Below are 23,986 nucleotides of genomic sequence, written 5' to 3' on the forward strand. Positions count from 1 at the left end.
AGAGCCTGAGCACCGAAGGACTTCGCCTGCTCAAAAAAGGCGCCACTGCCTTCCAGAACATACGCTTCCTCCTCGGCTGCGCCGAATACGGAGTGGTGCCTGTATGGAACATCCTCACCGGTTTTCCGAACGAGACACCGGAATCGTTGCTCACCCAGATCGCGGTGGTGCCGTCACTCAGCCACCTCGAACCACCGGACAACGACGTTCTCGCTGTGCACTTCGACCGTTTCAGTCCGTACGTGGAACATCCCGATTCCTACGGGCTCACGCTTTCACGGCCCCTGCCGGGATACCGGTACGTCTACCCCGACCTGTCGGCGGAGGACCTGTGGAACGTCGCCTACCACTTCGAAGGCGACTTCCCCGACGACGAAAGCAACACCGAGATCCGACGCCGCCTCGCCGCCCGTGTACGACTCTGGCGGAACCACCACGACAAAGCCCGCTTCACCTACCGGCTCGGATTCGACTCCGTCGTCCTCCACGACCACCGCCCCGGACTGCCGCACCGTGAAGCAGTCCTCCGGGACGCCGACGCCCGCCTCTTCCGGGCCGTCATCGGCGGAACCCGGTTCCGAGACCTCCAAGGGCAGGAGTGGACGGGAGAACGCTGGGAGCAAGCCCTGGAAACGCTCCACACCTGGCAGCGTGACAGGTGGGTGTACATCGAAGGCACGAAGGTCATCGCACTCGCGGTACGCGAACACCCCTCGGCCTACCGCACCCCACCCCCCAAGGGCACACCCCGGCGCACCCGCAACCCCGTACCACTCACCCTCACCAGCACGGTGCGCAAGTCCGGCTGAAACATGCAGGGTTGCTCGCCTTTCTCGGGAACCGTTCGCCCAAAGGAGGACTCACTCCCGCGGAGACCTGCTTCGGTAGCTCATGCGGCCCATGCAGTCCATGCGGCTCATGCGGCCCATGCAGTCCAGCGGAACCGCTGCCATGACCTGCTGATCTCCGTTGCCCGCGGCAGGTCAGGACGGCCGACTCGTCGAGAAGAGCCTCAGTGTCTCGATCAACGTGCGCACCGCGAAACCCGTGCCGCCATGCGGAGTCTCGTCGTACGGGGCCTCGTTGTTGTATGCGGGCGCCGCGATGTCGAGGTGGGCCCAGAGGGTTTCGGGGGCGATGAAGTCCTGGAGGAAGAGGGCCGCCTGGATCGTGTCGCCGTGGCGGTGGGAGCAGTTCACGCGGTCGGCCACCGCGGAGTGCAGGTGCCGGCGTTCATGCGCGAGGAGCGGCAGCCGGCAGAGCGATTCGCCCGCCCGGTCCGCAGCTGCGAGGATCGTCTCGGCCAGCCGGTCGTCAGGGGAGAAGAGGGCACCGGTCCGGGTGCCGAGCGTATGGATGGCGGCCGAGGTGAGGGTCGCCACGTCGATCACGAGCTCGGCGCGGTGAGGGCCCGGGCGGGTCGCGCGGGCCAGGACATCGGCCAGGACCACACGGCCCTCGTTGTCGGTATGGGTGATCTCGGTGGTCGTACCGTCGAGGTGCCGTACGACATCGCCCACGCGCAGCGCACCGCCGCCCGGCATGTTCTCCGCCAGCGGCAGGTAGGCGCGGACCGGCACCGGCAGGCTCAGCCGGGGCAGAGCGGCGAGCGCTCCGACCACCGCCGCGGCGCCTCCCATGTCGGCCTTCATCGCATGCATCTGGTCCGACGGTTTGAGGGACAGCCCACCGGAGTCGAAGGTGATGCCCTTGCCGACCAAGCCGACCGTGGGCGCCGAGGAGCCGGCCGGTGGCGTGTACCCGACCTCCACATACCGGGCCGGTTCGCGGGAGCCCCGCGCGACGGCGACCAGACCGGTGAGGCCGAGATCGGTCAGAGCGTGGTCCTCGTAGACAGTGCAGGTCAGACCGGTGGCCTCCGCCAGTCCCTCGATCCGGTGCGCGAACTTCCTGGGTGTCAGAGAACCCGCCGGGCAGTTGACGAGATCGCGGGCCAGACAGGTCCCGTCGGCGACGGCCAGCGCTTCGGCCACGGCCTTGTGCTCAGCCGCCGACGCGGTCGCCACCGTCACTTCGGTCAGGGGACTCACCGACTTCCCCGAGCGGTACTCGTCGTATCGGTACAGGGCGAGCGCGGCCCCCTCCGTCACGGCGCGGGCCCGGTCGGCAGCCGGCACATCACCGTCATCCGCCAGGGCGAGATCGAGACGGAGGCTACGGGCCGGCCCGGCAGCCCGTACGGCGGCGGCCGCTGCCCGGCGGAAGACGGCGACCGTGGCGGAAGGGGCCGGCCCCAGGCCGACGTTGAGGATCACCGAGCGGCCGTCGGGTGATGGCTCGGCAACGACTTGGCCGGGCCGGGCCACGAAACCGCGGCGGCGGCAGAACGCACTGGCGGGCGTGCCCGTGTGCCAGGCACGCGCGGTGACATCCGCGGGTGTGCGCGCGTCGCCGGCCACTATGCGCGCCATCGTCAGACGCGCTCGTAGGTGGTGCCGGACCCGTTCCTGCGCAACAGACCCTCGTCCACGAGGGCACGGCGCAGACTCACCCAGTCGTCGAACCATTCGCCGCAGATGGCGTTGACCTTGGCCTCGGAGTAGGTCACGCCGACCTCGAACGAGTCCTTCACAACGGCCAGAACACGACCGCGTACCTCCGCTTTGCCCGGAATGGACGTGAGCCGGCCACGGCGGAAGTAGGAGCCCGCCCTGTCTCCGCCGCCCCGGCCGGAGACCCTGACTTCGGCCTGGACCGCGAGCCGGAACGTGTCGTCGAGCAGCGTGTACGTGCGCCTTTCGCTGTCGAAGGCGGCGATCCGGCCGTCCGCCAGCTTCTGCAAGGCTGCGGCAGCGGCCGGCGGGCGGAGTCGGGCCAGTTCGGCGACCTCCGCCACGGAGGTCGCGCCGAGGGCGAGGGCCGCGAAGGCGGCGCGCCGGTCGGTCTGGGCGAGGAGACCGACCAAGTCGCGACAGGAGGGCGAATGGTCCTCGGTGGGGGCCGTGTTCATCATGTCCATTCCGTCGTCGTTCCGGGGGCCGATCGTCGTCGGAGCCTCGGGCGTCTCTACAAGTACAGTGATCCGGGGTCAGCGTTGAAAGCGGCTTTCGGCGAATGAGTACGTTTTCAGCCAGGCCGCCGGCGCGGGGCCGGCGTGCTGAGGGGGAGGGGTACCGGGGCCGCCGAGGGTCCCGCCTGCGGGGGCCTCGACGGGTGGTGCCCGGTGGGCCGAGGACTGTTCACGGAACGCGAGCGCGATCACCTTCGCGCCTTCGCGGGACGCCCCGGTGGCGGGCTCCGCCGGTGACGGCCCGGAACAGCCGGGCGCCGGTCGCCCAGCGCCACCGAGTCGTAGCCGATCAGCACAGCCGCTGCGTTGCGCCGCGTCCGCGCGACGACGCGTGCAGTCCTCGGTCAATTCACGTATGCGCTGGGCCGGACCGAGGAATCGAGATTCGCATAGTCGGCATTCACTCAAGCGGTTCCACGGCATCGAAACAGGAGAGGTGCGTCGAACACCGGGCACAGAATAATCTCTCCTGGAGTCGATATGTTCACGGCAGGTGAATCGTCCCTTGCCCCTGACGGAAGTCCATCGCATTCGATATATGGCAGTCATGATATGGCAGTCATGCGAGTCGGTCATGCGTCACCGAAATTTCGCCAGGGCCACCGGAAAGCCTGAACGATCGCTGGAGCCTTGTCAAGACAAAGAAGGTCCCCTAGGGTCTCGATCGAATGAGGACGTTCAAGGATCCGCTATCCCCAGCATTGCGAAGATTTTCTGCCAATATCCCGTCCCGGGTTTCAGAAAGGCGAAGTGATGCCTGACCTGTCCTTTTTCCAGCCGTTACCGCTCCGCATGCGTGACGTCCTGGTCCGACGAGGCCGGAAATGAAGGTTTCCCTGACCGGCGCGGCCGAGACCCTGCTCGCCCCCCTCTACGCACGGGCCCTGGACGCCCGCTCGCCCCAGCCGCTGCTGGGCGATCAGACGGCATCTGCGCTGATCGACAAGCTCGACTACGACTTCAGCCGGCTCGGGATGCGGCAGTCGAATGCCGTCGGTGTAGCCCTTCGCGCCCGTCACTTCGACCGACGTGTACGGGAGTTCCTCACAGCACACCCACAGGCCACCGTGCTCCATCTCGGCTGCGGCCTGGACAGCCGGGCGCAGCGCATCGCACCGGGCCCGGCAGTGCGCTGGTACGACGTCGACCAGCCGGAGGTGATCGAACTTCGCGAGGAGCTTTACCGGCCCCTGGCGGACCACGAGGCCATCGCCGCATCGGTCACCGACGCCGACTGGCTTGCCGGCATCCCCACGGACCGGCCGGTTCTCGTGGTCGCCGAGGGCCTCACCATGTATCTGGCCGCAGACGAAGGGCCGCGCGCCCTGCGGAACTTCGTGGCCCGCTTCCCCCGCGGTGAGATGGTGTTCGACACCTACGCCCGGTTCGCCGTCCGCTCCACGCGCTCCATGGCGCTGTTCCGTCAGACCGGCGCCCGGCTGGCCTGGGGCGTGGACGACCCTCGCGAACTGGAGCGCGACGTGCCGGGACTGCGGCTGGTCGAAGCGGTCAGCGCCTACGCCACCGCCGACGGCGTCGATCTCCGCCATCTGCCGCGCGCCCTGCGGATCCGGCTCAGGTTCGACACCGAAGTCCTGTCGCGGCTTCCCGTGCTGCGGCGAGTCGGCCACATCTCCCGGTACGCCTTCGGAACGGAGAACGCAGGAAGCAGGAATGCATTTTGAGACGGAACCAGGCGCACAGGAACGCCTTGGCGTCATGCCTGAACGGGACGCCTCCCCTCAGAGCAGAGTGATCGCGCCATTGTGATATCGGTGGCGTTCGATGCCCCTGCCATACTGGCGCAGTGCTGACCCGGTACCTCCTCTCCCATGCGCTGTCGCTTCTCGGAAACACCGTGGCGGCCATCGCCCTCCCCTGGCTCGTGCTGTTGCGCACCGGCGACGCCGCGGCAGTTGGCCTGGTGGCCGCCGCGAGCGCGTTGCCGATGCTGTTGTCCGCCGTGGCCGGAGGAGTACTCATTGACCGGGTCGGCCGCCGCCGACTGTCCGTGGGCGCGGACTTCGCGTCCGCCGCCTGCGTCGCGGCGCTGCCGGTCGTCGACGGGCTCTCGGGGCTGACGGTTGCCTGGTTCGTGGTGCTTGGTGTCGCCGGTGTGGTCTTCGACGTGCCGGGGATGACCGCCAGGGAGGCTCTGGCCCCCGATGTGGCCTCCGCCGCCGGGATCGGCATGGAGCGTCTGGCCGGACTGCGGGAGAGCGTCAGCGGAGGTGTGGTGATCCTCGGGCCCGCCGCGGCCGGGGGACTCATCATGATCGCAGACCCGACGACCGTACTGTGGCTCACTGCGGCGTGCTCGGCCCTCGCCGCGCTCGTCACGCTGACTCTTCCGAAGGGCATCGGCCTGAAATCCGTTCCCTCACCCGGGGACGGCGGTCTTCGAGCCGATGTCGCGCGTGGGTTCGGCGTGCTGCGCCGTGACCGGGTTCTGAGTGCGGTCACGCTGGTGTCGGCGGGAAGCGCGGTCGTCCTCGCACCGCTGGAGAACCTCGTCCTGCCTGTGTATCTCGTCGGCGAGGGATCGCCCGGTGGCTTCGGCCTGGTGGTGTCCTGCCTGGCCGTGGGCGGGATCGCGGGCGCGGGCCTGTACGCCGCCTTCGGCTCACGCTGGTCCCGGCGCACGGTCTTCGTGGCGGCTCAGGTCATGTCCACAGTCGGCATCACGGGACTTGCCCTGCTCCCTCCGGTGCCGGTGATGCTGGTGGCGGCCGCATTCGCGGGTTTCGGGTCCGGACCGTTGGCCTCGCTGTTCCTCGTCCTGGTCACGGAGAGGATTCCGCAGGAGGTCCGGGGCAGGGTGCTCGGTCTGCAGAACGCGGTGTCGATGACGGCCATCCCCCTGGGTACGCTCGGCGCCGGCCTGCTGGTCGAGTGGATGGGGCTGCGGCAGACCGGAGCGCTTCTCGCTGTGTCGTGGGGTGTGTTGGCCCTGGTGGTAGTGGCCCTACCGGCACTGCGACAGTTGGACACGGGAAAGAAGGAGAGCGGGGAGACCGAGGCCACCGCCGAGCCGGCCGACCCGGCAGTGGCCGAACGGTGACGGCTCTCTCGACCCGCTTTCACCGTGGCGGCACGACGGTTGTCCGCGAGTCGGACGGGGCGGCGCCGGCCTCGGCGGGGGAGCGCATGGCCTTGACCCCGTATCAGGAAGCGGTGCCCGAGGCGGTACGCCCGCCCGGGCCGGTGCCCGGTGAGGCGACCAGCAGGTAGGGGAGAGGATTTCTCGGGCCTCGTGTCCGTTCGGCCGGGGCTGCCCGCGGAGCGCCGGGCCCCGGCGCCGAGAGGATCTCGGCGGGGGTCGCTGCGCCGAGGACGACCGCCGGGAAGACATGGCGCACGGCTGGGCCGGACATCAACAGGATGACGTCATCAGGTGTCATGAGAGCGTTCGCCGACTTCCCGGTGCGGTCCCGCCCGGCGCCCTGCCACGCACGGGACCGCACCGACGGATCAGCGCTTTGTCCCTCGGACCTTGATACGGGCCAGGTCCGAGGACCTCGAACGCAGGTCCTGGCAGCCGGCGCCGAGTTCACGGACTGCCGCGGTGGCGAGTTCCTCCGCCTTCGACAGGACGAGTCGCTCGGTGTCGTCCTCGCCCACCGGGATCAGGACGCGGAAGGCGAACGCGTACAACGGCAGGTCGTAGGTGATCGTTCCCTCCTCGGTGAACCGGGCGGTCAGCACGCCGTGGTCGTCCGCCTGTGCGATTAAGGCGGCCCGCTGTTCGTCATCGAGGGGCGCGAACCTGCCCTGGGTGATGACCTGATAGGTCGAACGGCTCATGCCGGGGTCTCCAGATGTGCTTCGTGGTGTGGTGGCGGCGGGTGCCGCCGGGTAGCGCTTACGCGGTGTACGGCGGCCGGACCCGGTGGTGCGGCCGCCGGAACAGCAGACCGGTGACTGGTACGAGGTCACCGGCTGTCCAGTAAAGCGAACGCTGCAAGTGGGTACAAACGTCTTGGTGCGGATCTCGCCGAGTGCGCCGCCTGCGAGGGGCCCACAGGACTCTGGCCAGTCCCACCATTCCGGCGTACAAGCTGACGACCCGCGCTCGGGAACGGCGCTCGCGGTCTGCTGGCACGGGCGGCAACTTCCGGTCGAGCGAGCCGTGGAGACGCAGTTCGGTGCGCAGTGTGAGTCGGCAAGCGAGGTTCTTGTCATGTCGGCGGTGCCAGGAACGCGGGGTTCCGAGTGTCTGGCCGAAGGTCCCCGCATGGCGGTTCATCGCCCGGACCTCCTCGAACTCGCGTTGCGTCCGTTGCTTGAGGGGAGCCAGGACGAGTTCGTGCTCGCTGTCGAAATCGCCGTAGAACGCCCTGCGGGCGGAGCCGGGGCTTTCGGCGCGCTGCGCGATCGAGGTCCCGCTCGCCCCCTGCCCGGCGAAGAGTACGGACGCCGATCGCAGGAGTTGTTCTCGGGTGAGTGCCCGGTCCTGCTGCCGGGTGAGCCGCTTGCCGATGGTGACCGCCTCCTTCACCGACCATTGAGATACAAGATTGCATCCCAGGCAGGCCTCGGGAAGGGCCGAAGCGGCGAAGTCCGCTGTGTCGCGTCCCTGCTCACCACGGCGCTGACCATGTCCGGCACGCGACGTCCTCGGGAGTCGAAGGCCTGCGGTGGGTGCGGCGTCAGCGCACCAGGCGGTGTGTCAGCCGGTCCAGTTCGGCGCTGGGTCCCAGGTGCCTGGGAGCGCGTGGTCGAAGCCGGGGTGCGCCAAGGGCTGAGCGGTCACGCGGCTGCCTCAGGCCACCAGTCGCGTCCGCCCGAGCAACGCGCCAGCAGGTACTCGCAGTAGCGCTCGCGCAGGGACGCCGCGTCGGCGCCGTTCGCGGAGTCCAGGGCCAGCAGGAAGTCGTCCGGCACCAGCGCGAGGATCTCCTCCAGAGCCTGGGCCGTCACGCGACCCGCCAGTTCGGCGTCGAGATCCTTGAGCGCCCTCGCGCCGAGACCGGCCGCCTGCTCGGAGAGGACGTGCGAGCCCATGCCGTAGTCCCGGTCGACCCAGCCGTCCACGGCGGGCCAGGAGTGCTGGAAGACCAACGCGGCACCGTGGTCGATCGCCCACAACTTCCGGTGCCAGACGAGGAGGTTGGGATTGGACCAGGTACGGTCCACATTCGCCGTCAGGGCGTCCAGCCAGTAGATCCGGGCGGACTCCTCGGCCGGCGCCCGCCACTCGATGCCGTCGTAGTCCACCGAACCCGGCAGGAAGTCCATGCCCAGGTTCCGGCCGGTACTGGCGCTCAGCAGTTGCCGAACCTCCTGGTCCGGTTCGCGGCGGGCCAGTTTGCCGCCCACGTCGAGGAGCACCAGATCGGGCACGCGGATGCCGAGGTGCCGCCCGAGCTCGCCGACCACTATCTCCGCGACCAGCGCCGCGGTGCCCTGACCGGCTCCCCTGAACTTGACCACGTAGGTGCCGTCGTTGTCGGCCTCGATGATGCCCGGGAGTGAACCGCCCTTGCGCAGGGCGGTCAGATATTGGGTGCCTTTCACCTCTTGCAGCATGCGGATCACCCTATCCGGGGCCGGAACGTGATCCACGGGAGCAGATGGATTCTCGCCATCATTTTGGCCCCAAAGGGCTGGGTAACAGCGGCTAGTGTGATGCACCAGAAATCTCGGGATTAAGAGGACGCCTCACATGGTGATGAGGTGAAGTGGGGCGTCATTGCCGCTTGTGGGTGTCGATCTGTCGCAGCGGCTGGTTCCTGACGGTCCGTGGGAACTGGTCGCTCCGTTGCTGTCGTCGTTCAGCTCCCGTCCGTAGGGCGGCGGGACCGCTCCGTGTGACGAGCGGGCCGTGTTCACGGCGATCGTGTATGTGCTGACCAGCGGGTGTGCCTGGCGGCATCTGCCGGGACCGCGGTAAGGAGACGGTCCGCGGTGTCCTGGACATCGCGATGCGCTCCCCGTGGGGCTGGCCCCGGTGGAACACCGGCGACCCGGAAGGCGAGGACGTCCGCGCCGCTTCCGTCGGGCAGCCGTCCGTCGTCCACGTGATCAACCGGCTCACCCGGCACCTGGCCGTCCTGGACATCATCTGGCTCGGACAGCCACCCGTAACAACGCCTCGTCCCTCGGCATTGCAGCTGCCGAGGGACGAGGCACTTCGCATCGTAGGCCGACGCACCGACTGCGGCCTTCCGCTCTGCTCTCGGACTTCGCGGCCGTCGACTGTGCACGGGGCGCTTTGCCGACTTGCCGTAGCCCACGTCCAGCGGGTCGGGGCGTGTCGGCGGCGTCGGCGCGGTCAGGTCACTGGGAGTCGGAGTCGTCGCCGACGCCGTCGTCGAAGATCACGGTCAGGGGCTGGGTGCCGCTGCGGTTGGTGGTGGTGAGGTCGTGCGCCAGCCGCTCGTACACGGCGCCGGACAGGGCCCAGGTGCCGTCGTCCTTCCCGTATTCCGAGCTCTTGGCCCGCGTGCTGCGCATAGCGATCAGCACACCAATGACGGACCGGCCGACAGGGTGATCCGTAGCCGATCGTGTCCTTCTTCGGAGGGTGTGGCCGGGCACGGAAGTGAGGGAGGTCCGCAGCATGTTCCTGAATGAAGTCCCACATGTCGCGGTGGCAGACCAGGTGCACAGTGCCGACGGTTGCGGCCGTGCCGAGCACGATGTCGTGTGCGGCGAGGCGACGCTCCGACGCGGTGAGACCGTTCTTCCCGGATTCTTCCTCCGCGCCTGGGTGTGCGTTGGGTCGGGTCGGCTGGGTTGAGGTTCAACTGCCGTGCCGCTGGTTTCTGAGTTCTCGTTCGCTGGGGCGGCGGTTTCCGGCTCCTGCGGGAAATTGGCGCTGGCCGCCCTGTCCCGTTCAGACCCCGGCTGCTCCGGTGGCAGCGCCTGGTCTTGCACTGGATTTTCGACGGCGGCGGGAGACGAAGCGCGGCAGAGCCTGCGCGACGGCCGGACAGACCAGTTCGGAATCGCTCAACTGCGTGGCTTGCCCAGGCATCGGCTCTCTCCGATCGTGTCGTCGACCTTCACATACAGTCCGGTGATGAGGGTGTCCAAGCGTTCGTTCGTCACAAAACGATCTTGAATACCCTCCCTGTGCCTCCGGACGGACCGACAGCATTCGGAACTACTCGTGCAAGGGATGCCGGCGGCGCGGCCGGACTCACGCACCCTGCCCCGTCCGCCCATCCGCGAGACCTCTAACATCATGTGGCGTTTCGTCGTCGGACGCCGATGCCTGCCTGGCCGTGTCCGCCGCCCAACGCCCACGACATCCGCCGCACAGCGATGGAGTCGGGTATCGAGCAGCCGAGGAGAGGAACGTTCATGCGCGCTCGGAGCATCGGCGCGGCCGCCGCAACAGCATTGGCGCTGGTGGCTGCCCGCGACCTCGTCCAGAAGAAGCACGCACTGCTCAGAAACTTCCCCGTGATCGGGCACGCCCGGTACCTGTTGGAGACGATCGGGCCGGAACTGCGCCAGTACGTCGTGACGTCCAACGAGGAAGAGCGCCCGTTCAGCCGTGACCAGCGCACCTGGATCTATGCCTCGGCGAAGGAAGAGAACAACTACTTCGGGTTCGGAACCGACGTAGACGTCGAGCACGTACAAGGGCACGCGTACGTGAAGCAGCGGACGTTCGCCGGCACGCTGCCCGATCTGCACGACCCGCAGGCCCCGCTGCCCTCGGCCAAGGTGCTGGGCGGCCCGCGCGGGCGCGCCAAGGCCTTCCGGCCGGCGAGCGTCGTGAACATCTCGGCGATGAGTTTCGGATCGCTGTCCGGCGCGGCCATCACGGCGCTCAACAAAGGCGCGGCGCTGGCCGGCGCGATGCAGAACACGGGCGAGGGCGGCCTCTCGCAGTACCACCACAACGGCGGTGACCTCGTCCTCCAGATCGGGACATCGTACTTCGGCTGCCGCAACGAGGACGGAACCTTCAACCTCGACAAGCTCAAGAACGTGGTCGCAGGCGCCCCGGTCAAGGCGATAGAGATCAAGCTCTCCCAGGGCGCCAAGCCGGGGCTCGGTGGGATGCTGCCGGGCGCGAAGGTGACCCCCGAGATCGCCAGGATCCGCGGCATCCCGGCCGGCAAGGACTGTGCCTCCCCCTCTCGGCACACCGCGTTCCACGACGTCGACTCGATGCTCGACTTCGTGGAGCTGCTCGCTACCGAGACCGGTCTGCCGGTCGGGATCAAGAGCGCTGTGGGGGAGATGAGCTTCTGGCAGGAGCTGGCCTCGCTGATGGCGCGTGGTGATCGCGGGGTCGACTTCGTGACCATCGACGGAGGCGAGGGCGGCACCGGGGCGGCTCCCCTGATCTTCACCGACTCGGTGTCGCTGCCGTTCCGGATGGGCTTCTCCCGCGTCTACAGCACGTTCGCCGAGCGGGGTCTGACCGACGACCTCACCTTCATCGGCTCCGGCAAGCTCGGCCTGCCCGAGAACGCCGCCGTCGCCTTCGCCCTGGGTGTCGACATGATCAACGTCGCCCGCGAGGCAATGCTGTCCATCGGCTGCATCCAGGCGCAGAAATGCCACACCGACAAGTGCCCCACCGGCATCGCCACCCAGAACCCGTGGCTGGTGCGCGGCGTCGACGCGCCCTCGAAGGCCACCCGGGCCGCTGTCTACCTGCGCACCCTGCGTAAGGAGCTGCTGAAGGTCTCGGGAGCTGTCGGCGTCGCCCACCCGGCACTCATCACCACCACCGACATCGAGATCATGAACGGCGACTACGACGCCCGCACCCTGGCGAGCGTCTACGGCTACAAGGACGGCTGGGGTGAACTCGGCCCGGAGCTCGCCCAGGAGATCACCGCGCTGCTCACCGTCAAACCGACCCCTTTCCAGAAGCCTGCCGGCTGACGTGTGACGAGTTGCCGGTGCCCGATCTGCGAGGCCGGCCGGTACGGGGCGGTCGGCCGCCCGAACGCCGACTCCACGCTGAGCCCGGCCGGCGGTGCCCTCAGCCACACGTGGCTGAGGGCACCGCCGCATCCCAGTCGTCGGCGCCTTCGTCGGAGGTCGGCTCTCGGCGCACTTCCTCGACCGGCCATGAAGAAAGACTCCGGCTGGTCGTAACACGCCGCGAGATCTTCGGCTGCGCCGATACCGACAAGGGTCCGCTGGGTCCGCTGCAGTTGCGCAGACCTGCCTCGATTCCTACGGTGCAGCCGTGACGGGCAGGAACGGGAGGAGTGCACATGCGGGATTGCCAACCGTTGTAAACCCCCCGGTCCCGCACGCTGCCGTGACCGGAGCAGTCACCGCTGAAGACCCAGTAGCCCGGGCCGACCCCTGCCTGGGGTCACGGCACAGTCGGCCGGCCTCACGGGTCGCGTCGATGACAGAGGCGGCCGGCCTCACTGGCCGCGCGCCGTTCACCTTCGCCCGGCTGACGACGATTTGATGGAGGCGTCGTGGATGTCACTCGGTACGTCACCCGGACTCGGGAAACGTCCTGTTCTCTCCCATCTGCGGTGGTTCGGTGGCTGTCGTGATCTCAACTCGGCGGAACCGCCCCGTGACCGAGGAGATTCTGGGCCGTGAACCCCAGCAGCCTGCGCGCGGCCGAGGTGTCGACCGGCGCCGCGCGACCCGGCAGCGGGCGCCGCAGCACGGTGGTGGGGTGATAGCGGCGCAGCAGTTCCTCCGTCGGGTACGGCACGATGATCTCGGGGGCGCAGAGGTGTACCGCGTGCGCCGCACGGCCGGGTACGTCCAAGGCCAGCAGCGCGGCCCTCGCCGCGTCATGGACCTCGAGGTACGTCCACAGGTCCCTCGCCCCCGCGGCCGGGTCGGCCGTGAGCCGGGCGGCGTGGGCGTGCAGCCGTTCCTCGAATCCGCCCACGTACGGATAGCGCAGGCACACCACGCTCATCCCGTGCCGCCGCGCCATCATCTGCGCTGTCAGCTCGTCGACCTGTTTGGACAGGCCGTAAGGGTCGGCAACCTGGGAGGCCATCGCCTCATCGACCGGTGCGTACGGCGGATGCGGATCCTCGACGTCCGTCCAGGGCAGGCCCGTGACACCCCAGGAGCTTGCCACCGCCGCATGCCGGATCCCGGCCCGGCCGGCCTCCTCCAGGACGGTGAAGGTGGAGAGGCTGTTGCCCGCGAAGACCTCAAGTGCGGTGTTGCGCGCGGGAGTCGGGATCGCCGCCAGGTGGATGACCGCGTCGGCGCCCTCCAGAGCCGCCTGCACGGTCTTCGCATCGGCGGCGTCACCGGTCACGACCAGGCGCGCCGCGAGATCACCGGGATCATCGAGGACCAGGGCGTTCGCCTCGATCCCGCGCTCGGCGAGCAGCGCGAGGACCGCTCGCCCGATCCGCCCGGCGGCCCCGGTGACCATCGCTCTTCCGACCATCCAGTCACTCTCCTGCGTCGGTGCTTCTACTCGTAGGCGCGCACGGCGACGACGTGCGCCGACGCCGCCCCGTTGGTGGCTTCGACGACGACCCGGATCGCCGATGTGGTGACCGGCTCCGCCAACGTGTGCGTCTCGCGTCGCCGCCGATTCTGCGCCGCACGGGCGATGACGCGCCAGGCGCCGTCAGTATCCAGTGCCTCGACGCGGTAGTCGCGAAGGAGGGTGGGGAGGGTGTCGAAGGGCGTGCGGTGGTGGTGCAAGTTGATCAGGTCCTCGTTGACGTCGTCGTCGGCGATGACCTCGATCCGGCCCAGGGCGACCGGTTCGGGCCAGGCCAACTCGAGCCAGGGGGACGGGACGTCCGCCAGTGGTGCGGAGACCCACATGTGCGGTCCCGCGTACGGGCGGGCATAGCCGTCGATGGCCTTGGCGGGGGAGTAGGCCGCGGTCTCTCCCGTACGGAGGCAGAAGGTGCGGCGCAGCAGACCCGTGTCCGTCCACTCGCGCAGCGGCTGCGGCGATTCGTCCGACGGGCGCAGCGGGACGCGCGTGAAGCACAGGACGCCGGGGGTCGGGCGGTCGGAGCGGTGCAGAGCGAGGGCGTCGTTGGCGCGGACTACCAGGAAGGCGTTGCGCGGGGTTTCGGGAGACCAGTCCAGGCCCGTCTTGAGCCACTGCCGGGCACCGGCGGCGACGGGCAGGGTGGTGGAGGTGACGAGGCGGCGCGGGACGTAGTTCTGGCCGAGTTCGGGGTCGTACAGATCGATCACGATCTCGGTGTCGCGGTCGGCGTCGACGAGCAGTTCCACCCCGGAGAGGTCCGGGTCCGCGGGGAGGACGAGTCCGGCGTCCGCCGCGAGCGGCCATAGCTCGTCGGAGTCCTCGACTGCCAAGCCGCTCAAGGCGGACGATGCCGTGGCCGTCGCCCGCAGGGCCAGGTCCTCCGGGTCCGTCGAGGCGAGGCCGATGAGCGAGGCATCCTGGCTCAGCAGCGCCCGGTGCAGCTCGGGTACGGGCAGTTCGCGCGGGGTGACATCTCCGGTGGCGCAGAGTGCCGCCGCCGTGCCGGCCGCCTGGCCGATCGTGGCGCAGGTCGCCATGACGCGGGTCGAGCCGAAGGCCACATGGCTGGCGGAGATGTTGCGCCCGGCGAAGAGCAGGTTCTCGGTGTTCACCGAGTAGAGGCTGCGGTACGGAATGTGGTAGATGCCGTCCGCGTAGAGCTGTCTGGCCCCTGCCTCGGTGGCGTACATGCCCTGCGGCGGATGCAGGTCGATCGACCAGCCGCCGAAAGCGACCCGGTCGGCGAACTCGGTCTGGCCGAGGATGTCGCCCTGGTGCAGGACGTAGTCGCCGAGGAAGCGCCGGTACTCCCGTTTGCCGGGGATCGAGCCCACCCACTCCAGGGTCATGTTCGCCGCGTCGAACTCGCCGGAGTTCTTGATGTGGTCCCAGATGCCGTGGATCACCGACCACAGCTCGTCGCGGATGCGTTCGTTGTCGTGGACGGTGTCGAGCTCGCCGCCGAACTCGATCCACCAGTACGCGCAGCCGTTGTCGCCCGCCTTGATGATGCGGCGCTGCGGGATGGAGGTCCGGGTGATGTCCTTGGCGAAGTTCGGCGGCACGAATTTGACCGGGTGACCGGCATCCTTCGTATAGAAGAGGAGAGTTGAGCCCAGAGTGATGTCGTCGGCCGTCTCCGGAGCCCATGCCTCGTCGTACTCGGTGCGCGATTCCCGGCCGATGCGGTGGTGGGCGCCCGCCAGGTGGCCGACCAGGCCGTCTCCCGTGCAGTCGAGGAAGAGTGAGCTCTCGAAACGTATCCGCCGCTCCGAGCCCATCATCCAGCCGGTGACCGAGGTGATCCGCCGGGCCTCGTCCGGACCTTCGGCGTCGACCTCGCGCACATCGGTGTTGAGGTAGAGCGTGATGCCGGGCTCGGCGCGCACGGCGTCCAGGACCACGGCATCCCAGTAGTAGGGGTTCCCGTCCGGGTTGCGGAACTGGTTCTCCACGAGCAACTCGCCCATGATGCCGCCCTCACGGGCATGGTGATTCTTGCCGTGGCCGGTGGCACCGCACACCCAGACCCGGACCTCGCTGCTCGCGTTGCCGCCGAGCACCGGCCTGTTGTTGATCAGCGCGACGCTCCGGCCGAGCCGGGCCGCGGCGATCGCCGCGCAGACCCCGGCCAGGCCGCCGCCGACGACGGTGATGTCGTGCCGTGCGGTTTCATTCCTCATGTCGTACGTCACTTACTTCCAGTCGGGATTGGCGGCGAGACCGTAGTAGACGCGCGGGGCGCCGTCGATGGTGAGGGCGATCCGGCCGCCGGAGGCTTTCAGGGAGCGTTCCTGGCCGATGCAGTTCAGCTCCCGCACCCTGCCGTTGACCGTCCCCGAGTGGGCCACGACCGTGGTCTTGGTCGTCCAGGTGTCGATCCATGGCTCGGGCGATGCGTACCAGGGATCCTCGCTGTGCTCGGAGTTGAGGATGTACCCGTCCTTGCGGCTCCAGATGATCGATACCGGTCCGCCGGGAGTGGTGAAGAGGAGCCCCTTGATGTCCTGGTCCGCGAAGGCGAGATGCCGGACGAACTCGGCCTCGTCCAGGACCCGGGCGGCGGTCGCGAAGGCGAGGAGCGAGGGCTTGGCGCTGGTGTCGCGGTTCATCAGGCCGTAGTGGTACTCGGGGTTGGCCGGGTCGGCCTCCTGGGGGTGGTGGATCGTCGAGTCGTGCAGCTGGTACCAGTTGACGGCGCGTACCTTCTCGGACTTGGCGAGAGCGAGCGTGAGCAGCGTGTTCTCGGCGGCGTGCCGGTAGGTGTCGCTCCACCACGCGTTGGGCCGGGTCGGTGCGTACGCCTCGGTGAGCCACAGCTCCTTGTCGCCGCCGTACTCCTGAAGGACCTGGTTCGCCTTGCGCAGTGCGCCGAGGAAGTTCCAGTACGAGCCGGACGACCCCTGCGTCCACTCCTCGGGCGGCGGCGCGAAGTCGGGCGTGAAGTTGCCGCGACCGGGGTGGAAGGCGAAGGCGTCGATGAGGTCCCAGCCGCCCGCGTCATGGAAGTTCTTGGTCCATACGTAGTCCATGCCGCCGAGGCCGGCGTTCATGACCTTCATCCGCGAGCCCGCCGCTTCGAGGCGCGTGGTGACCTGGCGCAGACCGTCCCGGACGTAGGCGTCGGCGCCGCGGCCCGACATCCAGGGCTGATTGACCTCGTTGCTCACCTCGAAGTACGCGGCCTCGGCGTCCAGGGCCTTGGCGACATTCGTGTCGGCCCAGGCCGCGATCTGCTCCGGACTACCGCCCACGGGGATGCCGCTCAGCTCCACGTTGTGCCCGATGCCGTTCGCGTCCAGAGTCGCGGTGTCGATGCCCGGGGCGCCTGCGTAGGCGATGCGGATCCACTTGATGCCGAGGGTCCTGACCAGCCCGAGTACGGCGTCCCTGCCGGGCTTGAGCAGCCAGGGGTAGTTGGCGAGGCCGAACATCGACTCCTTGCCCGCCTTGTACGCGAACTCCGGGAGCACGCTCAGATTCGTGCGGGCCAGCGCCTTGTCATTGCCGCTGACCGCCTCCACCTCGGTGAACACGATGTTCTGCGAGGGCGAGGTCAGGGGAAAGGAGGCGTTCCAGGCGGCGCCCGCCGCGAGGCTCTTGCAGAGCGTTCCACCGGCGATCTTCTTGCCGCCGAAGTCCCGCGCCCACCAGGTGAGCGTCACCGTCCTGGCCGCGGCGGAGCCGTTGACGACCTGCGCCTTGAGCGTCATCGTCTGCCCGGCCGCCTTGTAGAGGTTGAACGGCTGGTCGGTCCACACCTCCACGCCGAGGGGCCTTTTGGCAGCGAGCGCTCCCGCCCCGCGCGGCCGCAGATCGCCGAGGACCAGATCGGCCTCGGTGACCGCGGTGCTCGCGCCGGTCGAGGTGCCGGGGGAATGGACCCAGGTGGCGTTCGTGCTCGCCGGGTTGGTGGACGAGAGGCAGAAGAAGCCCTTCGATCCCGCCCACGTCTCCACGTACGCGCCGCCCGCGTTCACCTCGTACGGAATGCCGCCTCGGGCGTCGCGCTCCCAGACGGTCAGCGCTTCGTACGACTCCGCCGCGCTCGCTCCGTACACCGTGCGGGAGAACATGAAGCCGGCCGGTGTGAGCGTGCTGGAGCCGCTGACCTCCCACTTCATGTGTGCCTTGTGAGGGGTGACGTCGAAGGTGCCGCGCACCGTGACTCCGGACGCGGCGCTCGCCATCGTGTACGTGACCTGAATCGCGGGCCGCCCGTCGGGGAGCGTGATCCGGGCGGGCGTTCCGCCGAAGGTGCGCTGCTGGCCGAGCGCGGTGTCCTTGATCATGAAGTGGCTGAGCAGGATGCGGTCGGCGCCCGCACCGTCCTGTACGAGGACGCTGCCGTCGCTGCGGCCGACCAGGGTGATGCCGTCGGCCTCGATGGTGACCGGGTCTGCGGCGTACGCGGGAACGGTCGGCAGCAGTGCGGCGCCGGTGGCGACGGCCGTGCCCTGGATGAATCTGCGGCGGGCGACTGACATGGAGGTGCCCTTCTCTTGGTCGGGGTGTTCCGGATGCTCCGAAGGCTCCGAAGCGGAAGGTGTGATGGGGGAGTCGATGGCTCGGTCGTTGGCTCCGGTGGAACTCAGCCCTTGACTCCGGTGAAGCCGAGCCCGGCGACGATGTACTTCTGGCAGACGACGAAGACGAGCACCGGCGGGGCGACGGCGAGCACCATCGCGGCGATCAGCTGGTCCTGCGGAGCCTGCGTGGCGAGCTGGGCGAGAGCGACGCTGATCGGCTGCTTCTCGGGGTCGGTGATGGCCACCAGCGGCCAGATGAAGTCCTTCCAGGAGTGCATCACCGCGAGCAGACTGATCACGGCGAGCACCGGCTTGCTCATGGGCAGCACGATCTTGGTGAGTAGCTGCCAGGTACTCGCCCCGTCGACCCGCGCCGCGTCGAACAGCTCCTTCGGCAGGGCGTCGAAGAACTGCTTGGCGAGTAGCACCGTGAAGGCGTTCGTGCCGGCCGGCAGCCAGATCGCCCAGTAGGTGTCGCCCAGGTTGAGGTGGAGGAACGGCACATCGATCACGGTCATGAAGAGGCTGACCATGTTCACCGTGTACGGCACGAACATCGTGGCGAGGATCGCCCCGTAGACGGCCTTGCCGAACCTCGGCCTGAGCACCGATAGGGCGAAGCCCGCCGTGGCCGAGACGAAGAGCTGCACGAACCACGATCCGCCGACCACCAGGAAGGTGTTCATCAGATAGCGGCCGACACTCAGATCGGTGTACGCCGCCGAGAAGTTGCCCAGGGCCGGCCGGTCCGGCCAGAGGGCCAGGGGCTGAGTGGTGAGCTCGGTGGGCGTCGATACCGCGCCCTTGATCATCCAGTACAGCGGTCCGATGCCGATGAGCAGCAGCAGGATCAGGGTGAACACCTGGATGGAGCGCACTGCGGCGCGTACGCCGGGGCGTTGGCGGTCGCTGGTGGAGACGAAGGTGGTGAGCGTGGTCATGACGTGCTCCAGCTGCGGGTGGCCCGCAGATACACCGCGGAGAGCAGGGCGAGGGCGAGCACCATCAGGAAGGAGAGTGCGGCGGCCTGGCCGTACTCGCCGTCCTGGAAGGCGTACCGGAAGATCAGCAGCAGGACCGTGAGGGTGGAGTTCTCGGGTCCGCCGCCGGTGAAGACGTACGGCTCGGTGAAGACCTGCACCGTGTTGATCAGCTGGACGAGCAGCAACAGTCCGATGACAGACCGGAGTTGGGGCAGCATCACATGCCAGATCCGCCGCCAGATCCCGGCGCCGTCCACCTCGGCGGCCTCATAGAGCTCGCCGGGGATGCCGACCATCGCCGCGAGGTAGATCAGGACGGCGCCGCCCATGCCCGCCCAGGTGGACTCCAGGACCAGCGAGAGCATGGCGCTGTCGGAGGACTCCAGCCACGAGTACGGGCCGAGTCCGACCTTGCCGAGGACGTTGTTGAAGAGCCCGCTCCCGGGATCGTAGAACCACTTCCAGAGCAGGATCGCCACCACCGGCGGGATGACGACGGGCAGATACACCAGGAAGCGGTAGACGCCCGCGCCGCGCCGCACCGTCGACATGATCGCGGCCAGGATCAGCGGCGCCGGGAAGCCGATCAGCAGGCCGAGGCCCACGAAGAACAGGGTGTTCCCGACGGCGGTGCCGAGCAGCGGATCGTCGAACAGCGTACGGAAGTTGTCCAGGCCGACCCAGACCGCGGGCTCGACCAGGTTGGTCTTCTGGAAGCTGATCAGCAGGCTGCGCACGATCGGCCACCAGGCGAAGAGCCCGAAGACCAACAGCGCGGGAACGAGGAACAGCCAGGCCGTGAGCTGCTTGCGGGCGCCGGTGCCACGCCGCCGCTGCGGCAGGGTCGGCGGCACGGGCTCCTTGGACACAGCGGCCGGGCGCCGGGACGGAGTGAGCAGGGCCATGGGCCGGCTACTTCTGGTCCGCGGCGAGCTTGACATTGACGTCCTTCTCGGCCGAGGCCAGCAGGGAGTCGATGTCGGCGTCGCGCTTGGTGAGCACAGCCTGGACCACCGGGTCGAGCGCGGTGTACAGCTTCTGCGCCTGGTACGGCGGCTCCGGCTTCAGTTTCAGCGTGGAGAGGCCGTCGATGTACGGCTTGAAGTTCTGCAGCTTCACATTGACGTACGGCTTGATCGCGGCGTCGATCTCGGCCTGCCGCTTCTTGTCGAAGACCGGCAGCGTCGGCACGCCCACCGCGGACTTCGGGTCGGCAGAGAGCGCCTTGGCCTGCTCGGCGGCCATGTCGGTGCTGTACTGCGGCTTGGCGTAGGCGAAGGTCAGCCACTCGACGGCGGCCGCCGCATGCTTCTTGTCGGCGGACTTCGGGACCATGTAGATGTCGCCGCCGGTGAGTGTCGCGTCGCCGCCGGACTGCGGCATCGGGGCCGCTCCGAAGGCGTCGGTGTTCTCCATGCCGAACTGCATCTTCGCCAGTCGGTATGTCCCCGGGCTGCCCATGAACATGCCGACCTGCCCGGCCGCGAACTGCTTGATCACGTCGTTCTGATTGTTGAGCAGGGTTTTGCCGAGCGAATCGTCCTTCCAGCGCATGTCCTTGAGCAGGCGCAACGCCTTCTTCGTCGGCTCCCCGGTGAGCGTGGCGGTGTACTTGCCACCCTGCTCCTTCTCCAGCTCGCCACCGAAGGCGTACGACAGCATCGTCAGCTGCCAGCCGCCCTGGTTGTCCTTGGACTCGTGGACGAAGCCCGCCTTGCCGGTACTGTCGCTGATCCTCTTGGCGGCGGTGCGGACTTCCGCCCAGGTGGTCGGCGGTCTGTCGGGGTCGAGGCCGGCCTTCTCGAAGAGCTCGCGGTTGTAGACCAGGCCCTGGGCGTACGGATTCTGCGGTACGCCGTACACGTCGCCGGCGCTGTCGGTGAGCGGCTGGAGGACTTGAGGGTTGAACTCCTTGAAGTGCTTCCACTCCTTGAGCTGCCCGGTGATCGGCTGCACCTGCTTCTGCTGGATGAGCCGCTGCGGCTCGGTCAGCGGCACCTTGATGACGTCCTCGACATTGCCGCCGGACAGCTTCGCGGAGAACGTCAGCGGGTCGAAGACCGTGGTCGAACCCTTGACCTTGATGCCCGGGTTGGCCTTCTCGAAGTCGGCCACCTGCTTCTTGAACAGGGCGAGCCCCGGCTTGTCGGTGGCCGGCGGCATGCCCTGCACCCGCAGCACGAGATCGCCGTCCCCGCCGGCGCTGCTCGGGGTGAGGGAGGAACAGCCCGCGAGGGTCGCGGTCAGCGCCATGCAGCCAAGTATGGCCGCACAGCGGGAATTTCTGGGCATAACGGCTCCAAGAAGGGCAGGAGTGGGCTCGGTGCGGTGTTTTGCTCGTTGTGGTGGTGCGCGCCGTGGATCAGTGGGCGGGTGCGGGGCCCGTCGAGGCGCGGGGGATCAGGCGGGAGCCGATCTCCACGAAGGGGGAAGTGACTTCAAGTCCTTTTCCAGTGCGGCCTGTTGTGCTCGCGATCGTCTCGATCAGGAGGTCCCCCGCGCGTGTGGCGATCTCTTCGGGGTCGATCCTGATCGTGGTGAGGCTGGGGGTGGAGACGGAGGCGAGCAGCGTGTCGTCGATGCCGATGACGCTGACGTCGCGCGGCACGCTCACGCCGAGGTTGGCCATCTGGTGCAGCACGCCGAGGGCGACCAGGTCGTTGTGGGCGATCACGGCCGTCGCGTCGTGGGCGGCGACGAGGGTGGCGGCGTGCACGCCCGTCTCGAACCGCGGCTCGTACGGGCCGAGCTCGGACAGGGAGAGATCGAGCGCTTCGAAGGACTCCTGGATGGATTTGCCGCGGCTCAGCTCGGCGCGGGACGCGTTGATGAAGACGCAGCGCCGATGACCGTACGCCTTCAACTGCTCGGCGGCCTGCGCGATGCCGGCGGACAGTGAGATCCGGACCTCGGGGATGCCCGGCACATGACGGTTCACCACCACCAGTGGCATCCGGCCCGCGAGTTCATGGAGCCGGTCCTCGGTGAGGGTGGAGGCCCACAGGATCAGGCCGTCGACCCGCTTCGATACGGCCGCGATGGCGGCCATCTCGTCCGCCTCGCGCTCGTCGCTGTCGGCGACCAGGACCGTGTAGCCCAGGTGCCGGGCGCGGGCCTGCATCGCCTTGATGATCGGCGGGAAGAACGGGTTGGCGATGTCCGGGACGATCAGACCGAGCGTTCCGGTGCCGCCGCCGCGCAGTGAACGGGCCGCCGGGTTGGGGGAGTAGCCGAGCTTGGCCGCGGCATCGAGGATGCGCTGCCGCGTCGTCGGCTGCACCTGGTCGGGTGCGGTGAACGCACGAGACACCGTCGACACCGAGACGCCCGCGGCGCTCGCCACCTCCCGGATCGTTACTGCCACGGACGGCCTCCTCGTCGTCTTGAGCCGGGGGACCCCGGTCGTCTCGCATCTGGATCCTGCGAATGCGGTTGATGCTTGCGAACGTTCCCATGGCGTGTCAAGACGTGTGTCAGGAGTATTTCATCGAGGGAAACCTTCTGGATGCACGGGTCTTGCGCTTCGACTCGACTGCTGCCGATGATGTGTTCTCAAGAACGGCACTGAAATTGCGGGAACGTTTTCATAGAGGAGTGGAATGAAGATCACCGGCCTGGAAGTGCTGACTCTCCCCGACCACGGCGACAGCATGATGCTGGTCGTGGTCGACACCGACGAGGGCATCCACGGCCTGGGCGAGGTCGGCATCAGGTCGCGCCAACGGGCGGTCGCGGGCGGTCTCGAGCACCTCGCGGAGCTGATCGTCGGGGAGGACCCGCGACGGATCGAGCACCTCTGGCAGGTGATGTTCCGGCGTGGGTTCTTCCCCGCCGACCGCATACTCGGCGCCGCCATCGCAGCGGTGGACGTGGCGCTTTGGGACATCCGCGGCAAGGCGCTCGGCGTACCGGTGCATGAGCTCCTCGGGGGCCGGGTGCGTGATCACGTACCCGCCTATGTGCATGTCGGCGACGGCTACCACGACCGCGCTTGGTTCCTGGACCGCTGCCGCGACCTGGTCGCCGAGGGCTGGCGTCATCTGCGGTTCGCCTCGCCGCACGACGCCGACGGCACGCTCGACGCCCGCCGCTGCCTGCGCGGCTCGGTCGACCTCTTCCACCAGGTGCGGGACGCGGTCGGCGACGAGGTGGAGCTGATCCTCGACGTCCATACGCGCCTGGATCCGCCGGAGGCGCTGACCCTGTGCCGGGAGATCGAGGCCGCCCGCCCATTCTTCGTCGAGGACCCACTGCGCTGTGAGAACCCGGACAGCTACCGCATGCTGCGGGCCCGCACCGGCGTGCCGCTGGCCGCAGGTGAACAGTACGGCTCCAAATGGGAGTTCAGGACACTCATCGAGGACGACCTCATCGATTACGCGCGTGTGGACGTCGGGGTGGCCGCGGGCCTGACCGAGGCGAAGAAGATCGCGGCGATGGCGGAGACCCACCACATCAAGCTCGCCACCCACAACCCGCTCGGCCCGGTCACCGCCGCCTCCTCGCTCCAGCTCAACCTGGCCTGCCCCAATGTGGCGATCCAGGAGCACCAGACCGACCCCGATCCGGCCATCGCCGCCCTCTTCACCGCGCGGCCGACGATCCTGCCGGGGCGGGTGGAGCCGAGCGAACTGCCCGGCATCGGCGTCGGCATCGACCGGGAGGCGGCGCGCCGGTACCAGGCCGCGGCGGCCGAGCGCCCGCACTTGCGCACGGCGGACGGGGCGTTCACCAACTGGTAGCCGGGCAGGGCCGGTCGGCCGTGCGGGCCCAACCTCGGAAGCGAAGGCCGCGTACAACCCTTGTGCCCCATCCGGTTCCGAACAGGACGCCGGACAGGACCCGGGCCCCTTCCGGTTACCGGCTGAGAAGCCGCACACCCACGACAACGGGACATGCGCATCACCGTCCCGGCGGGCCCACAGCCCGCGTCTGCACACTGAGTACGAATTCCGACTCCAGGAAGTGAGGCGAGTTCCGTCGTGTCGTTCAGAGGAGCCGCGAGACCAGTCGAACTGGG

Annotated in this window: 18 protein-coding genes and 2 pseudogenes; 6 read left to right on the forward strand and 14 right to left on the reverse strand. The window is 68.5% G+C overall.

What is annotated here, in order from left to right:
* Positions 1 to 809, forward strand: a pseudogene (locus tag ABZY11_RS25505) (RiPP maturation radical SAM protein 1); the annotation flags it as partial.
* Positions 810 to 983: 174 nt separating this feature from the next.
* Here ABZY11_RS25505 and ABZY11_RS25510 read toward each other — a convergent pair.
* Both ABZY11_RS25510 and ABZY11_RS25515 read right to left on the reverse strand, forming a co-directional pair.
* On the reverse strand, positions 984 to 2,432 hold the full coding sequence (locus ABZY11_RS25510; protein WP_356481359.1) for a leucyl aminopeptidase: 1,449 nt from the start codon (positions 2,430 to 2,432) through the stop codon (positions 984 to 986).
* A 2-nt stretch (positions 2,433 to 2,434) separates the two neighbouring features.
* Positions 2,435 to 2,971 (reverse strand): DUF2087 domain-containing protein, encoded by a 537-nt coding sequence (locus ABZY11_RS25515; RefSeq protein WP_356481382.1) that lies wholly within the window; start codon positions 2,969 to 2,971, stop codon positions 2,435 to 2,437.
* 884 nt (positions 2,972 to 3,855) lie between these two features.
* On the opposite strand from ABZY11_RS25515, the gene ABZY11_RS25520 reads away from it, so the two are divergent.
* A complete protein-coding gene (locus ABZY11_RS25520; RefSeq protein WP_356481360.1) occupies positions 3,856 to 4,716 on the forward strand; it encodes a class I SAM-dependent methyltransferase in 861 nt (286 codons plus the stop codon).
* A 122-nt stretch (positions 4,717 to 4,838) separates the two neighbouring features.
* The gene (locus tag ABZY11_RS25525) at positions 4,839 to 6,092 is read left to right on the forward strand and encodes an MFS transporter (RefSeq protein WP_356481361.1); all 1,254 of its coding nucleotides are present in this window, start codon (positions 4,839 to 4,841) and stop codon (positions 6,090 to 6,092) included.
* Between the two features lie 103 nt (positions 6,093 to 6,195).
* Here ABZY11_RS25525 and ABZY11_RS25530 read toward each other — a convergent pair whose 3' ends face one another.
* The 4 genes from ABZY11_RS25530 to ABZY11_RS25545 all read right to left on the reverse strand — a co-directional run bounded on the left by ABZY11_RS25530 (position 6,196) and on the right by ABZY11_RS25545 (position 8,560).
* Positions 6,196 to 6,432, reverse strand: a complete 237-nt coding sequence (locus ABZY11_RS25530) for a hypothetical protein (protein ID WP_356481362.1) — start codon at positions 6,430 to 6,432, stop codon at positions 6,196 to 6,198.
* A 70-nt stretch (positions 6,433 to 6,502) separates the two neighbouring features.
* Entirely contained in the window at positions 6,503 to 6,835 is a 333-nt protein-coding gene (locus ABZY11_RS25535; RefSeq protein WP_356481363.1) for a DUF6204 family protein, read from the reverse strand.
* Between the two features lie 58 nt (positions 6,836 to 6,893).
* Positions 6,894 to 7,529, reverse strand: coding sequence for a hypothetical protein (locus tag ABZY11_RS25540; protein ID WP_356481364.1), 636 nt, complete (start codon positions 7,527 to 7,529; stop codon positions 6,894 to 6,896).
* A 251-nt stretch (positions 7,530 to 7,780) separates the two neighbouring features.
* Entirely contained in the window at positions 7,781 to 8,560 is a 780-nt protein-coding gene (locus tag ABZY11_RS25545) for a HipA family kinase (RefSeq protein ID WP_356481365.1), read from the reverse strand.
* Positions 8,561 to 8,837: 277 nt separating this feature from the next.
* Here ABZY11_RS25545 and ABZY11_RS25550 point away from each other — a divergent pair.
* A pseudogene (locus ABZY11_RS25550) lies at positions 8,838 to 8,924 on the forward strand (hypothetical protein); the annotation flags it as partial.
* A 386-nt stretch (positions 8,925 to 9,310) separates the two neighbouring features.
* Here ABZY11_RS25550 and ABZY11_RS25555 read toward each other — a convergent pair.
* A complete protein-coding gene (locus ABZY11_RS25555; protein ID WP_356481366.1) occupies positions 9,311 to 9,487 on the reverse strand; it encodes a hypothetical protein in 177 nt (58 codons plus the stop codon).
* A gap of 852 nt (positions 9,488 to 10,339) precedes the next feature.
* Between ABZY11_RS25555 and ABZY11_RS25560 the strand changes: the two genes are divergently transcribed.
* On the forward strand, positions 10,340 to 11,884 hold the full coding sequence (locus ABZY11_RS25560) for an FMN-binding glutamate synthase family protein (RefSeq protein ID WP_356481367.1): 1,545 nt from the start codon (positions 10,340 to 10,342) through the stop codon (positions 11,882 to 11,884).
* Positions 11,885 to 12,521: 637 nt separating this feature from the next.
* Here the strand turns inward: ABZY11_RS25560 and ABZY11_RS25565 are convergent.
* From ABZY11_RS25565 to ABZY11_RS25595, 7 genes are all read right to left on the reverse strand, one after another.
* Positions 12,522 to 13,388, reverse strand: coding sequence for an NAD(P)-dependent oxidoreductase (locus tag ABZY11_RS25565; RefSeq protein WP_356481368.1), 867 nt, complete (start codon positions 13,386 to 13,388; stop codon positions 12,522 to 12,524).
* A gap of 26 nt (positions 13,389 to 13,414) precedes the next feature.
* A complete protein-coding gene (locus ABZY11_RS25570) occupies positions 13,415 to 15,637 on the reverse strand; it encodes an FAD-dependent oxidoreductase (RefSeq protein WP_356481369.1) in 2,223 nt (740 codons plus the stop codon).
* A gap of 12 nt (positions 15,638 to 15,649) precedes the next feature.
* Complete coding sequence (locus tag ABZY11_RS25575; protein WP_356481370.1) at positions 15,650 to 17,941, reverse strand: hypothetical protein; 2,292 nt, start codon at positions 17,939 to 17,941, stop codon at positions 15,650 to 15,652.
* A 104-nt stretch (positions 17,942 to 18,045) separates the two neighbouring features.
* Positions 18,046 to 18,924: a carbohydrate ABC transporter permease gene (locus tag ABZY11_RS25580; protein ID WP_356481371.1), complete on the reverse strand. Its 879-nt coding sequence runs from the start codon at positions 18,922 to 18,924 to the stop codon at positions 18,046 to 18,048.
* Positions 18,921 to 19,871: a sugar ABC transporter permease gene (locus ABZY11_RS25585; RefSeq protein WP_356481372.1), complete on the reverse strand. Its 951-nt coding sequence runs from the start codon at positions 19,869 to 19,871 to the stop codon at positions 18,921 to 18,923. Before ABZY11_RS25585 ends, ABZY11_RS25580 begins: the two co-directional genes overlap by 4 nt.
* A 7-nt stretch (positions 19,872 to 19,878) precedes the next feature.
* A complete protein-coding gene (locus ABZY11_RS25590; RefSeq protein WP_356481373.1) occupies positions 19,879 to 21,219 on the reverse strand; it encodes an extracellular solute-binding protein in 1,341 nt (446 codons plus the stop codon).
* Positions 21,220 to 21,328: 109 nt separating this feature from the next.
* Positions 21,329 to 22,330, reverse strand: a complete 1,002-nt coding sequence (locus tag ABZY11_RS25595) for a LacI family DNA-binding transcriptional regulator (RefSeq protein WP_356481374.1) — start codon at positions 22,328 to 22,330, stop codon at positions 21,329 to 21,331.
* A 235-nt stretch (positions 22,331 to 22,565) separates the two neighbouring features.
* Here ABZY11_RS25595 and ABZY11_RS25600 point away from each other — a divergent pair, with 235 nt between their 5' ends.
* Positions 22,566 to 23,708: a mandelate racemase/muconate lactonizing enzyme family protein gene (locus ABZY11_RS25600; RefSeq protein ID WP_356481375.1), complete on the forward strand. Its 1,143-nt coding sequence runs from the start codon at positions 22,566 to 22,568 to the stop codon at positions 23,706 to 23,708.
* The last annotated feature ends 278 nt before the right edge of the window (positions 23,709 to 23,986 follow it).

This window comes from Streptomyces sp. NPDC006510 (assembly GCF_040611955.1).
Taxonomy (GTDB): Bacteria; Actinomycetota; Actinomycetes; order Streptomycetales; family Streptomycetaceae; genus Streptomyces.

Excerpts from the sequence above, each read along its gene's own strand:
- ABZY11_RS25520 (WP_356481360.1), top strand. The coding sequence starts at position 3,856 with ATGAAGGTTTCCCTGACCGGCGCGGCCGAGACCCTGCTCGCCCCCCTC.
- ABZY11_RS25580 (WP_356481371.1), bottom strand. The coding sequence starts at position 18,924 with ATGACCACGCTCACCACCTTCGTCTCCACCAGCGACCGCCAACGCCCC.
- ABZY11_RS25530 (WP_356481362.1), bottom strand. The coding sequence starts at position 6,432 with ATGACACCTGATGACGTCATCCTGTTGATGTCCGGCCCAGCCGTGCGC.
- ABZY11_RS25560 (WP_356481367.1), top strand. The coding sequence starts at position 10,340 with ATGCGCGCTCGGAGCATCGGCGCGGCCGCCGCAACAGCATTGGCGCTG.
- ABZY11_RS25510 (WP_356481359.1), bottom strand. The coding sequence starts at position 2,432 with ATGGCGCGCATAGTGGCCGGCGACGCGCGCACACCCGCGGATGTCACC.
- ABZY11_RS25585 (WP_356481372.1), bottom strand. The coding sequence starts at position 19,871 with ATGGCCCTGCTCACTCCGTCCCGGCGCCCGGCCGCTGTGTCCAAGGAG.
- ABZY11_RS25575 (WP_356481370.1), bottom strand. The coding sequence starts at position 17,941 with ATGTCAGTCGCCCGCCGCAGATTCATCCAGGGCACGGCCGTCGCCACC.
- ABZY11_RS25535 (WP_356481363.1), bottom strand. The coding sequence starts at position 6,835 with ATGAGCCGTTCGACCTATCAGGTCATCACCCAGGGCAGGTTCGCGCCC.
- ABZY11_RS25565 (WP_356481368.1), bottom strand. The coding sequence starts at position 13,388 with ATGGTCGGAAGAGCGATGGTCACCGGGGCCGCCGGGCGGATCGGGCGA.
- ABZY11_RS25570 (WP_356481369.1), bottom strand. The coding sequence starts at position 15,637 with ATGAGGAATGAAACCGCACGGCACGACATCACCGTCGTCGGCGGCGGC.
- ABZY11_RS25545 (WP_356481365.1), bottom strand. The coding sequence starts at position 8,560 with ATGCTGCAAGAGGTGAAAGGCACCCAATATCTGACCGCCCTGCGCAAG.
- ABZY11_RS25555 (WP_356481366.1), bottom strand. The coding sequence starts at position 9,487 with ATGCGCAGCACGCGGGCCAAGAGCTCGGAATACGGGAAGGACGACGGC.
- ABZY11_RS25515 (WP_356481382.1), bottom strand. The coding sequence starts at position 2,971 with ATGAACACGGCCCCCACCGAGGACCATTCGCCCTCCTGTCGCGACTTG.
- ABZY11_RS25600 (WP_356481375.1), top strand. The coding sequence starts at position 22,566 with ATGAAGATCACCGGCCTGGAAGTGCTGACTCTCCCCGACCACGGCGAC.
- ABZY11_RS25590 (WP_356481373.1), bottom strand. The coding sequence starts at position 21,219 with ATGGCGCTGACCGCGACCCTCGCGGGCTGTTCCTCCCTCACCCCGAGC.